This is a genomic window from Chryseobacterium gilvum (genome assembly GCF_025628965.1).
In the GTDB taxonomy this organism is placed as follows: Bacteria; Bacteroidota; Bacteroidia; order Flavobacteriales; family Weeksellaceae; genus Chryseobacterium; species Chryseobacterium gilvum.
Map to the genome: position 1 here is coordinate 460,929 of NZ_JAOTEN010000002.1, position 12,511 is coordinate 473,439.

A 12,511-nucleotide genomic window follows, 5' to 3' on the forward strand; every position below is an offset into this window, starting at 1 on the left:
TAACTCTCTAATCAAATTTTTATTATCAAAAAGTTGATGATTTTGTAAAAATAGCAAATTTTTACGTTGAAATTATTTATATTTCTTTTAAAATTTTGTAAACCAAATGAGTAGGCAATCCCATAATGGTATAAAAACTGCCGGTTATTTTTTTGATTTTTGCCATTCCGAGCCATTCCTGAATACCATAACTTCCGGCTTTATCAAAAGGATGACAGGTATTGATATAAAAATCTATTTCTTCTTCTGAAATTTCATCCAATTCTACGTAGGCAATATCGGTTTCAGTAAGAGTTTTGTCAATTGTTTTGATGGTGATTCCCGTAAAAACCTGATGGGTTTTCCCAGATAATTGTTGGAGCATTTTTTTTGCCTCTTCTTTATCTTTTGGCTTTCCCAGTATTTGATTATCAATAGCTACGATTGTATCTGCAGTTAATAGAACTTCTTCATTTTCCAATGCTCTGAAGGTATTTGCTTTTAAATCAGATAAATAAGAAGCTGCTTGATCTATTTTTATGCCTTGAGGGAGAATCTCTTCACAATCGATGGTAACAACTTCAAAATCAAATCCCAAACCGGATAAAAGTTCTTTTCGTCTAGGGGACTGTGAGGCTAATAATATTTTCATAATCAATACATTAAACAGATTGTGTGTTATCATCATGCCATTTTCCCTGAACTTTCATGACCTGCTCAATGACATCACGTACTGCCCCACTTCCTCCCTTGATCGGGGAAATATAATCTGCGATGGCTTTAATTTCGGGAACTGCATTTTCCGGACATGTTGAAATGGCAGAATTTTCCATCATGTGCAAATCAGGAATATCATCTCCCATGGTAAGAATTTCTTCGTTTTTAAGACTAAATTTTAATTTAAAATCTTCAAAATCAATCATTTTATCATGAGATTTTGCATAATAGTTTTCAATACCCAGATAATTAATCCGGTGTTTTACCATTTCGTCATTTCCTCCTGTAATTACACCTATTAAATAATTGTTTTTTAACGCTTTTACAACTGCATAACCATCTAAAACATTCATCACACGGCTCATATTTCCTCCGGGCATCAGATAAACGCTGCCATCGGTAAAAACGCCGTCCACATCAAATACAAATGCTTTTATATCTTTTAGTTTTTCTTTATAACTCATACATTTTTTTAATAGAATGATTGATTGTTTTATAGATTTCAAGGCTTTCCCCTTTCAATAATTGCTCATGCATCTCTAAAATCCGGGTGTCGTTTCGTACTGCAGGTCCTGTTTGTGCTGATCTGGGATCAATTTCGTGTATTTTTTGTACCGTCTCATCGATTAATGGTAAAAAATAATCAAAAGGAATATCCTGAGAATCTGAAATTTCTTTGGCTCTTGAAAAAAGATGATTGACAAAATTACAGGCAAAAACCGCTGTCAGGTGAATGTATTTTCTTTTTTCAAAGTTGCTTTCCATTACTTTTTCAGAAATCTGAGAAGCCAGATGCATAAGCACATTTTTATCTTCTTCGTTTTCGGTTTCAATAAAAAAAGGAATATTTTTATACTCTAAATCTTTACTTTTTGAAAACGTCTGTAAAGGATAAAAGCTTGATTTTCTGTATTCTCCCATTAAAATCTCTTTAGCAAGAGAGCCAGATGTATGTGCAACGAGACACTCTTTTTTAGTAATGATTTTAGAAATATCTTCCACAGAACGGTCACTCACACAAATAAGATATACTTCTGCATCTTCCAATTGATCTGTAGAATAAGGAATTCCCAATTCTTCTGAAATTTCCTTTAAATCACTCGTATTTCTGCCATAGATCTGTTTAAGCGGAATATTTTTCCGGGTAAAAGCTTTAGCAAGATGATATGCTACATTTCCGGAACCGATAATTACAATTTGCATCTAACAAATATAAGATTTTATGATATTTGGACTCAAAATTGAATACATAATTTAACTTTTAGATATTTTTGTAATCCAAAACAATGAAAGCATCTTATGAAGATTAAGGACGCAGAGATTATTGCGCTCATGCAAAACCCACGAACGCTTGAAAAAGGTATTCGTGTGTTAATGGATGCTTATCAGAGTAGATTGTATTGGCACATCAGAAGAATCATTGTGGACGGCGATCTTGCGCAGGACACTTTGCAGGAGACTTTTATTAAAGCTTATCAGAATTTTCATCAGTTTAAAAATGACAGTCAGCTATATACCTGGCTGTACAGAATTGCAACCAACGAAGCACTGCAACAGATCAATAAGCTGAAAAAAATGCAGAAAACAGATGAAGATCCTGAGTATTATATGCAGAATCTTGTTGCCGATAATACCCACAGCGATGCTGAAGAGATCCAGGTTTTTCTCCAGAAAGCTATACAAAGCCTTCCGGAAAAGCAGAAACTGGTATTTATGATGCGGTATTATGATGATTTACCTTATGAAGAGATATCAAAAATTGTAGATATGTCAGTAGGGACTTTAAAAACAAATTATCATTATGCCAAGCAAAAGATAGAAGAATATATTAAGGAAAATTACGAAAGATAATTTTTAAACAACGACATGAAAGAGTTTGATCTAGATAAATTAGAACGCAAGAACATTTACAAAGTGCGTGAGAGTATGTTTGAAAATATGCAGGATCGGGTATTGAGTAAGGTGAATGATTTAGATCTGGAATTATTAGAACGCAAAAACATTTACAAAATATCGGATGATGTATTTGAAAATATTCAAATGACGGTATTGAATGATATCAATGCATATCAAAAAGCTCCAATATTTAAATTAAGCTGGGGATATGCCGCAGCTGCTTCACTGGCATTGATTTTTGGGTCAGCTTTTTTATATAATTCTTACTCTGATTCAAATACAGAAAATATTCCGGTAAAAAATTATACAGAAAATCCTGTACCTAAAAAGGAAAGTGAGATTGCCTATGAAACATTACAATCTGATTTAACTTCTGTTGAAAATAGTAATCAAACATTTGACAATCAGCAGGTAAAGGCAGTTGCTTACGCTCCTGATCATTCGAAAAACAATGATGATGAACCGGCCAAAAAGCCTAAAACTGTTTCAAAACAGACTGAAGCTCATGTGGCAGAATATTTGGATTCATTCTCAAATTCTGAAATTGCTGAATTAGCCAATAATTCTACTCAGGATGTTTATTTAGATTTATATAATTAAAAGAGAAATGAAAAAGATATTATTTACACTTCTTATTATTTGCGGTTTTGGCTTAAATGCTCAGAAAACAGAGTACGACTGGAAAAAAATGGATCCGAAACAAAGAAAAGAAGTTATAAATAATCTTTCTCCTGAAGAAAGAAAAACACTTCTTACGCAGTTCAGGAATAATATGGTGCTGGATAATCTGGATGTAGACCCGAAAGATAAAGCAGAATTTACCAACATGTATAATGAATACATTGAAAACCAGAAAAAAATAAAAAGCCAGTTTGATTCTAACTTTAACCCTGAAACTTTATCCGATGAGGAAGCAAAAGCAAAATTGCAGCAGAGTTTCGATGTAGGGCAAAAATTATTAGATAACAGGAAAAAATATGCAGAAAAAATGCAGACCGTGATCCCTTGTCAGAAAGTGCTGAAGTTATTCCAGTCTGAAGGGATGATGAGGGATAAAATGAATGAAAAAAAGCAAAACGGAGAAAACGGTAGGGGTTCTAGACCGAGACAAAACCCATAATAGTTTATTTTTTTAATGTTAGACGACTCTTGCAATTTATTGTGAGAGTCGTTTAATTTTTTTAATGTATAAAAAATGATTTAATTTCAACAGATAGTAAGCGAATTGTTATTTTTGTGAATAATTAATTTGCTCTGAGTTCCTTCTTACAGTCATCTCTCTTATAAAATCATCAATATGAAAAAAATATTTTTCTTTCTATTGCTTTCTGGTTTATATTTCGCCCAGAAAAAGGAAGTAATCGATTTGTCCAAATCTATAAAAGACGGCAAAAACACGTATAAAAGCTTCAGAGTAATCGATCAGCGGCCCAATAAAGAAATTGGAAGCATATTATTTCACAAAAATATGGTAAACATTGTTTTTGAAAATAATGCAGAAAAAGATATTTCGGATTGGTTTTATAAATACAATACGACAAAAGGAAGTGACGAATTGGTGCTTTTATTAGAAAACGTAGCGATTTCTGAAGACATAAAAGAAAAATATTCTATCGGCAAACTTGCTTTGAGAGCAAGCACTTTTAAAAATAAAGGGGACGGCTATCATTTTGTGAATAAAATAGATACCGTAGCAACGATTTCGTCACGTGATACACCTTATTTATCACAAAGTTTAGCAAAGAAAATTACATTGTCTTTAGCAGATTTGTTGAAAGATTCTTACAGTAAAAGGACTTGGGAATTTGGTATTTCTGAAAATGATCTTACCAATTATCAAACTATTTTAATAGATAAGCTTGATATTTTAAAATCAGACACACTAAAAGAAGGGGTTTATAAAGATTCCTACAGTTTCTTCACCCACAATCCGGAACCGGGTTACATGATTGAAACCAACAGCAAAGGAGTTGTGACAAAAGCGTCGAAAGGCGAAGATAAAAAACCAATCAGAAATTTTTATGCGTTTGTTCATAATGGGGTTCCGTTTAAAGTAATTCCGGTCGGTTATGTTGAGATTTTCAGAGATGAATTAGGGCTTTTCATTGAAGTAAAAAAAGAAGAGCTTTTCCCCGAATCTAATTCTACGATGGTTATGTTGGGCGGCGGTATAGGAGGTTTAATAGGAAGTGTCGTGGCCAATGTAGCGTTTGTGGCAATCGACGCCAGTATAGCGAAGAAAAGAAAAGCAATGTCAGGAACTGAGGTTTCGCTTGATCCTTTAACCGGAAATTATATATTGCCGGAAAACTTTGGTAAATCTAAATAACGTATTGAGTACGATCTTCCTCACTTTTTATTTGAAAGATCAGCATCTTGTACTAAAAATTAAAAATGAATTTCTCCTGCATTTTTTTATCTTTGCAGATTACAAGTTCTTAAATGAAAAACATACGAAATTTTTGCATAATCGCCCATATTGACCACGGTAAAAGTACTTTGGCAGACCGTCTTTTGGAGTATACCAATACCGTGACTCAGAGAGAATTACAGTCTCAGACGCTCGATGATATGGATCTGGAAAAAGAACGTGGGATTACCATAAAATCTCATGCGATCCAGATGGATTATGAATACAAAGGAGAAAAATATACCTTAAACCTTATTGATACACCGGGACACGTAGATTTTTCTTACGAAGTTTCCCGTTCTATTGCAGCCTGTGAAGGGGCGCTTCTGATTGTAGATGCTGCACAAAGTATTCAGGCACAGACTATTAGTAATTTATATTTAGCTTTAGAAAATGATCTGGAAATTATTCCGATTTTGAATAAAATAGATCTTCCTTCAGCCAATCCGGAAGAAGTTACCGACGAAATTATGGGGCTTTTAGGATGTAAATACGAAGATGTTCTTCGGGTTTCAGGAAAAACCGGTGAAGGTGTTCACCATTTGTTAGAACAGATTGTTGAGAGAATTCCGGCTCCTGTCGGAGATCCGAAAGCACCGCTTCAGGCATTGATTTTCGACTCTGTTTATAATCCTTTCCGAGGAATTGAAGCCTATTTCAAAGTTGTAAATGGAAGTATTTCTAAAAACGAAAAGATTAAATTTTTCGCGACAGGAAAAGAATACGGCGCAGATGAGGTAGGAACATTAAAATTGAAACAGGTTCCTAAAAAAACAATTGAATGTGGTGATGTAGGCTACATTATTTCCGGAATCAAAGATGCCCGTGAAGTAAAAGTGGGGGATACCATTACTTCTTTTGTGAATCCTGCTGCAGAAGCAATTGACGGTTTTGAAGAAGTAAAACCTATGGTTTTTGCAGGTATTTATCCCATAGAATCTGAAGATTTTGAAGAATTGAGATTTTCATTGGAAAAATTAAGGCTGAATGATGCTTCGTTGGTTTTTGAGCCGGAAAGTTCTGCTGCTCTTGGTTTTGGTTTCCGATGCGGATTCTTAGGAATGCTTCATATGGAAATTGTACAGGAACGTCTGGACAGGGAATTCAACATGGATGTGATCACAACGGTTCCCAACGTGTCGTACCACGGATATTCTAAAAAAGATCCCGAAACTACAATTTTGATCAACAACCCATCTGAAATGATTGATCCCAATCTTTTAGACCGTGTAGAAGAACCTTATATAAAAGCGTCAATCATCACTAAATCTGATTTCGTAGGGTCTGTCATGACACTCTGTATTGAGAAAAGAGGGGAAATCGTCAATCAGAGTTACCTTACTGCAGACCGGGTAGAATTAACATTCAATATGCCTCTTGCTGAGGTTGTTTTTGACTTTTATGACCGTCTGAAATCTATTTCTAAAGGATATGCGTCGTTTGATTATTCCCCGATTGGAATGCGAGCTTCTAAGCTGGTAAAAATGGATATCCTGATCAATGGAGATATGGTAGATGCGCTTTCTTCGTTAATTCATGATTCCAATGCGTATTACATTGGTAAAAAAATGTGTGAAAAGCTTCGTGAGCTGATCCCGAGACAGCAGTTTGATATTGCTGTTCAGGCCGCTTTGGGAGCAAAAGTAATTGCAAGAGAAACCATTAAAGCTTTACGGAAAGACGTTACCGCAAAATGTTACGGTGGTGATATTTCCAGAAAACGTAAATTACTGGAAAAGCAGAAAGAAGGAAAGAAGAAAATGAAGCAGATTGGTAGGGTAGAAGTGCCACAATCAGCATTTATGGCTGTTTTGAAGCTGAATGACTAATGATAAAGGCCGGCAAATTTTGCCGGCCTTCTTTTAGATTATTTTTATACCATTTATTTTTTAGTAAATTTAATCTCCATGGTTTTAAATTCTTTTCCCGTTTTAGAATCAGGGCCGTACATTTCTAATGTTTGATGAGTATCGTCAGTAAAAGTATATACTTCTCTCACATCGCAGTCTTTTCCGGGTCTTGAAGGGTCGGTCATCTTTCCTTTAAATTCGATCGATCTCTTTGAAGGATTCCAGTCGCCTTCCGTATGCATGATTCCTGTTCCCATATTGTCGATCCAGGTGCTTACAAATTTTTTCTTACTGTTATCATATGCGGTAATGCTCATTCCTTCAAAAGGCATTCCCATAAAATTGCCTTTGTGATTGCTCACTTGATAGCGGCCGTCAAACATCATTTTATTGGTTGCTTCAGATTTGCTCGTCATCGGTTTTCCGCCATTTTCCATCCACATGGTGGTTTCTCCCATCCAGCTTCCGTCAGATTTTGCAAGCATTTTGTGCATGTCTCCGGGAGTTGCATATTCCATCCATGCTTTGGTTGCGGCTGCAGAATCTACAGGTTTCCATTCTTCTTGCGCTGTAGATGCTTCCTTGTCATTATCTTTCACATCTACTTTTACCTTATCACAGGCAAAAAATAAGAAAGCAGCGCATGCTCCGAATAATAATTTTTTCATAATAGTTTAATTTTAAGTTGATTATAAATGTAATAAAAAAAATATAATCAATAGATAGTATTACTAATTGATATGAACTGGTCTAAATTGTAGCTTTGTGTGATCATAACGCGATGATTTAAGAATTTACTCATGACCCAATTAAACATATTAAAATCATGAATATCAAATCGAATTACGAAAAGGCGACATCACAAAAATAAAAGCAGATGCCATTGTGAATGCAGCCAATTCATCCCTACTTGGAGGTGGTGGCGTTGACGGAGCGATTCATCGAGCAGGAGGGCCTGAGATTTTGGAAGAATGTAAACAAATCAGAAACCGACAAGGAAAATGTAATACAGGAGAAGCGGTGGTAACTACTGCCGGAAATCTTCCTGCAAAATATGTCATTCATACAGTTGGTCCGGTTTGGGATAATGATGAAGAAAAATGTTCAAAACTATTGGCAAACTGCTATAAAAATTCTTTAAAATTGGCTGAAAGCTTACATGTAAAGACGGTTTCATTTCCGAATATCAGTACAGGAGTATATCGGTTTCCAAAAGAATTAGCCGCTAAAATTGCTGTTCAGGAAGTGAGTACTTTTGATTCTCAACTCATAGAAAACGTTATTTTTGTATGCTTTGATGATGAAAATGAGAAAATTTATAAAGCATTGTTAGAGTAAAACAAATGAAAAAACTCACCATATTAAGCGGTGCCGGAATCAGTGCCGAAAGCGGAATAAAACCTTCAGAGACGGAGACGGTCTTTGGGAAAATCATCATGTAACCGATGTAGCAAGCCCGGAAGGATGGCGAAAAGACAGAGAATTGGTTCTTGAATTTTACAACCAGAGACGCCGCCAACTTCATGAAGTAGAACCAAATGATGCGCATAAAATCATTGCAGATTTAGAAAAATATTTTGACGTTCAGATTATTACTCAAAATATAGATGATTTGCACGAAAGAGCAGGCTCAACCCATATTGTTCATCTTCATGGAGAATTGTTCAAGTCCTGCTCTTCCAACAATAAAGCTTTGATTTACGACCAAAAAGATGACATCAACATCGGAGATAAAGCCGAAGACGGAGCGCAATTGCGGCCTTTCATCGTTTGGTTCGGGGAAGAAGTGCCATTGATGAGAGAAGCAACCGAAAAAGCAAGAGAAGCGGATATTTTTTTGGTTATCGGAACATCTTTACAGGTTTATCCGGCTGCAGGATTGATCCACGAGATCAAAGACGATTGTCTTTTGATTGTGATCAATCCCAATGAAACAGGCTTCGGATATGGTGAAAGAGCGGTTGTTATGAAAGAAACCGCGACAAGAGGAATGAAATTACTGTTTGATAAACTTATACATTTAGCATAAAAGGAAAATTGAATTTTCCTAAATTAGAAACTCAATTAATGTAATAAAACACAAATGATGAACGAACAACAAAAGAAAAAAATCAGCAAATTCTTAAGCCTGGTCCTTCGACATCAGCCGGAAACCATCCGTTTAACATTAGATCAAAACGGTTGGGCGAACGTTAATGAATTAAGAGAAAAATGCTCGGAAAATAAAGTAGATTTTACCTTAGAAGAGCTGGATGAGATTGTTCAGACAAACAGTAAAAAAGGTTTACTTTTAACGAAAATAAAACAATGATCAGAGCAAATCAAGGGCATTCAATTGATATTGATTTGGCTTTAATACCACAGAAACCACCAGAATTTTTGTATCACGGAACGGCGCAGAATAATATCGAATCTATTTTAGAACAGGGATTGAAAAAAGAAACCGTCAACATGTTCATTTAAGCCAGGATAAGAAAACCGCAACCCAAGTCGGGGCGCGTCACGGGAAACCGGTTATCCTAACCATTAGAACAGGAAAGATGTTTGAAGACGGGATTAAATTTTACATTTCAGAAAACGGAGTCTGGCTGACAGATTTTGTGGATGCAAAATATATTTCGGGATAATTTAATTGTAGTGCTGTCATTCTGACGAAGGAAGGATCTCGACACAACAGATTCATACGTTAGAATGACAAACTTTAAGTAATTTTAAAGCTCAAAATCCAACTTCCATGAAATTGAAATACCTCTTCTTTTTTCTAAGTTCATCATTATTTTTAGCACAAAATAATTTTCAGACCCCTTTTGAAAAAGGAAATGGAAATCAAACCGTTACGTATGACGAAATGAACTCGTATTATCAAAGCTTGGCGAAAAACTTTAATGAAATTCAATATCTTAAAAAAGGAGAAGATGACAATGGAAAATCGATTTATGTTGTTGTGTATAATCCTTTTCCGGAAAAAGATTTAAATAAGCTCAGAAAAAATAAGGCAATTCTATTTATTAATAACGGAATTCATCCCGGTGAACCCGACGGTATTGATGCGACCATGATGTTGATGCGGGATTTAGCAATAAAAAAAATTAAAACTCCGCAAAACTTTTTGATTGCTGCGATTTCTGCCTACAACGTCAGCGGAATGTTACATCGGGGCTCGTTTTCCAGAGCCAATCAAAACGGACCCGAACAATACGGTTTCAGAGGTAATGCCAGAAATTACGACTTAAACAGAGATTTCATTAAAGCAGATACAAAAAACGCAAGAAGCTTTCAGGAAATTTATCAATGGCTGAAACCGGATGTTTTCATAGATAATCATGTAAGCAATGGCGCTGATTATCAATATACTTTCACCTATATTTCAACCTTCAAAGAACGTTTGGGAAATGTATTGGGAGACTATTTTTATCAGAATTATCAGGCTAAAAATCTTGAAGATTTAAAAAAGCTCGGTTACGAAAGTACGCCGTATGTCAATATTCATGGTGATATTCCCGAAGTGGGTTTTGCCGCTTTTGAAGACTCACCGAGATATTCTACAGGATATACCACTTTATTTAATTCTTTGGGAACCGTTCCGGAAACACACATGCTTAAACCGTATAAGCAAAGAGTAGATGCGACGTACAAATATATGCTTGTCAACCTTCAGAATTTAGATAAAGAATATAAAAAGATAAAAGAGCTCCGGACTGAAAATTTAAAGCAATATCAAGCCGGAAAACAATACGGAATTCGCTGGAAGATAGATTCTACACAATTTTCTACGATGGATTTTAAAGGATATGAAGGGAAATATAAACCCAGTAATATTTCCGGAAAACCTAGATTGTTTTATGACAGAAATAAACCCTTCACGAAGAAAATAAAGTTGTTTACAACAGCAGTTCCTACGAGTTATATTACAATTCCGAAATATTATATAATTCCACAGTCGCAATATCGTGTCCTTGAAGAGTTCAAGAGAAACCAAATTCAAATGAAAGTGATTCCGAAAGACAGTACAATTGCGGTAGAATGTTATAAAATTAGCGATTTTAAAACGGCTAAAGGTCCATATGAAGGCCATTACACTCATTTTGAAACGACTGTTGATAAATTCAATGAAAATATAACTTTTTCAGAAGGCGATTATATAGTTTCTACCGATCAGCAAGGCATAAAATATATTATTGAAACCCTTGAGCCTGAAGCATTAGACTCTTTTTTCAACTGGAATTTTTTCGACGGGATTTTGACCCAGAAAGAATATTATTCAGCCTATATTTTTGAAGATACCGCAGCAGAATTATTGCAAAAAGATCAGGTTTTAAAGCAAAAGTTCGAAGCTAAAAAAGCATCTGACAAGAAATTTGCGGATGATGGCGAAGCGCAGCTCGACTGGATATATAAAAACTCACCTTATTTTGAAGAGAAAACGTTCAGGCAGTATCCTGTTTACAGAATTTTATAAATAAAAAAGACGCTTCGGATAGAGGCGTCTTTTGTATTATTATTTAGGCAATCCTTTCTTCAGGGCATAATGGGCTCTTTCAACTGCTTTTTTCTCTTTCCAGTCCATATATCTTTTTTTATAACGGGCTTTCATAAAATTATCAAAGTTTCTCTGAACCGTGAGATTCCATAAAGAATTGGCTTTTACGGCCCATGATTTATCCCATGCTCTAAGAGAAAGTGAAAAGCTGCCGTCCAGATATTTCATCCAGTGCCACCATCCGGTAGGCATGAATAAGGTATCCCCATGTTCCAGAAAGCATTCTATACCCTCTACACCGTCTAAAGCGGGATATTTGGTAAAATCGGGATGTTCGATATCATAATCTTCCAGCGCGTAAGTGGCATAAGGCAGTTTATAGAGACGCTCTTTCCATTTGTATTCAAAAAGGAGAACGTGTTTCCGGCCGTTGAAATGGGTATGGAAAATGTGAGCCAGGTCAATATCATAATGTAAAAAAGTTACAGAGCCTTTACCTCCGAAAAACATTCCCGGATATTTATCAAGAAAACCACCCATCAATTCTTTTGGCGGAATATACTCGTCAAGCAGTTTTGAGGCATGTTTAATAGGATCAAAAAAGAAAATTCTGAGATCCGTCGGTTCTCTCTGGATCAGATCAATATAATCTGCAAATTTCATTTCTGTAGTAGGTGCATTGATCGGAGCAGCAGGGTCAGCTTTGGCGCTGTCGTATAGAGGGACCGTTATATCTCCCACCACTTCCTTCACATAATCCATCGTCCATTTTTGGTAAGCCGGCCATTTTTTGGCCATATTTTTAATAACGACTGGTCTTCTTGGCTTTAAATATTTTTCAAGAAATTCTTCTCTGGAAATATCATCAACAATATCTATAGGTTTTAAGATAACCCCCATTCTTATAAATTTTATGTTACAAAATTATTAAATAAATAGTTACTATAAATGATTTAATATTTTTTTAATCTATAACCATCATGATTTTAAGGGTAAAACATAAAAAAATGAGCCTTGAGATTCAAGACTCACTAAAACACAAAATAGAGGACAAAAATCTCTATACTATATTATACCTTATATAATTCTGACTTTTAAGGAACAAATATATAAAAATATTTAAAAAAAACGAATAAAATAAATAAAATATAAACATTTATAACATTTTAATCTTATCAG

General features: G+C 35.1%; 12 protein-coding genes and 2 pseudogenes. 9 read left to right on the forward strand and 5 right to left on the reverse strand.

Annotation, left to right across the window (positions count from 1 at the left end):
- Positions 1 to 76 precede the first annotated feature (76 nt).
- From N0B16_RS08800 to N0B16_RS08810, 3 genes are read right to left on the reverse strand one after another with little or no spacing between them, the layout of a single operon-like run.
- A complete protein-coding gene (locus N0B16_RS08800) occupies positions 77 to 631 on the reverse strand; it encodes a Maf family protein (protein ID WP_262990456.1) in 555 nt (184 codons plus the stop codon).
- A 10-nt stretch (positions 632 to 641) separates the two neighbouring features.
- A complete protein-coding gene (locus N0B16_RS08805; protein ID WP_262990458.1) occupies positions 642 to 1,160 on the reverse strand; it encodes a KdsC family phosphatase in 519 nt (172 codons plus the stop codon).
- Positions 1,150 to 1,899 carry a Rossmann-like and DUF2520 domain-containing protein gene (locus N0B16_RS08810; RefSeq protein ID WP_262990459.1) on the reverse strand — a complete coding sequence of 250 codons (750 nt, stop codon included), beginning with the start codon at positions 1,897 to 1,899 and terminating at the stop codon, positions 1,150 to 1,152. The genes N0B16_RS08805 and N0B16_RS08810 overlap by 11 nt, the downstream gene beginning before the upstream one ends.
- Positions 1,900 to 1,995: 96 nt before the next feature.
- Here N0B16_RS08810 and N0B16_RS08815 point away from each other — a divergent pair, with 96 nt between their 5' ends.
- The 5 genes from N0B16_RS08815 (at position 1,996) to lepA (ending at position 6,831) form a co-directional block, all read left to right on the forward strand.
- The gene (locus tag N0B16_RS08815; RefSeq protein ID WP_066681218.1) at positions 1,996 to 2,547 is read left to right on the forward strand and encodes an RNA polymerase sigma factor; all 552 of its coding nucleotides are present in this window, start codon (positions 1,996 to 1,998) and stop codon (positions 2,545 to 2,547) included.
- 15 nt (positions 2,548 to 2,562) lie between these two features.
- Positions 2,563 to 3,192, forward strand: coding sequence for a hypothetical protein (locus N0B16_RS08820; RefSeq protein WP_262990460.1), 630 nt, complete (start codon positions 2,563 to 2,565; stop codon positions 3,190 to 3,192).
- Positions 3,193 to 3,199: 7 nt separating this feature from the next.
- Positions 3,200 to 3,712 carry a hypothetical protein gene (locus N0B16_RS08825; RefSeq protein WP_262990461.1) on the forward strand — a complete coding sequence of 171 codons (513 nt, stop codon included), beginning with the start codon at positions 3,200 to 3,202 and terminating at the stop codon, positions 3,710 to 3,712.
- A gap of 177 nt (positions 3,713 to 3,889) precedes the next feature.
- Entirely contained in the window at positions 3,890 to 4,921 is a 1,032-nt protein-coding gene (locus tag N0B16_RS08830) for a hypothetical protein (RefSeq protein WP_262990463.1), read from the forward strand.
- Between the two features lie 113 nt (positions 4,922 to 5,034).
- Positions 5,035 to 6,831, forward strand: a complete 1,797-nt coding sequence (gene lepA, locus N0B16_RS08835; protein WP_262990464.1) for a translation elongation factor 4 — start codon at positions 5,035 to 5,037, stop codon at positions 6,829 to 6,831.
- 53 nt (positions 6,832 to 6,884) lie between these two features.
- Here the strand turns inward: lepA and N0B16_RS08840 are convergent, their stop codons facing one another.
- Entirely contained in the window at positions 6,885 to 7,520 is a 636-nt protein-coding gene (locus N0B16_RS08840; RefSeq protein ID WP_262990466.1) for a DUF1579 domain-containing protein, read from the reverse strand.
- A gap of 169 nt (positions 7,521 to 7,689) precedes the next feature.
- On the opposite strand from N0B16_RS08840, the gene N0B16_RS08845 reads away from it, so the two are divergent.
- The 4 genes and pseudogenes from N0B16_RS08845 (at position 7,690) to N0B16_RS08860 (ending at position 11,311) form a co-directional block, all read left to right on the forward strand.
- The gene (locus N0B16_RS08845) at positions 7,690 to 8,190 is read left to right on the forward strand and encodes an O-acetyl-ADP-ribose deacetylase (RefSeq protein ID WP_262990782.1); all 501 of its coding nucleotides are present in this window, start codon (positions 7,690 to 7,692) and stop codon (positions 8,188 to 8,190) included.
- Between the two features lie 5 nt (positions 8,191 to 8,195).
- Positions 8,196 to 8,881 (forward strand): annotated as a pseudogene (locus tag N0B16_RS08850) (SIR2 family NAD-dependent protein deacylase).
- Between the two features lie 57 nt (positions 8,882 to 8,938).
- Positions 8,939 to 9,479 (forward strand): annotated as a pseudogene (locus N0B16_RS08855) (RNA 2'-phosphotransferase).
- Positions 9,480 to 9,586: 107 nt separating this feature from the next.
- On the forward strand, positions 9,587 to 11,311 hold the full coding sequence (locus N0B16_RS08860) for a M14 family metallopeptidase (RefSeq protein ID WP_262990468.1): 1,725 nt from the start codon (positions 9,587 to 9,589) through the stop codon (positions 11,309 to 11,311).
- A gap of 39 nt (positions 11,312 to 11,350) precedes the next feature.
- Here N0B16_RS08860 and N0B16_RS08865 read toward each other — a convergent pair whose 3' ends face one another.
- Positions 11,351 to 12,232, reverse strand: a complete 882-nt coding sequence (locus tag N0B16_RS08865; protein WP_262990469.1) for a cupin-like domain-containing protein — start codon at positions 12,230 to 12,232, stop codon at positions 11,351 to 11,353.
- Positions 12,233 to 12,511 lie beyond the last annotated feature (279 nt).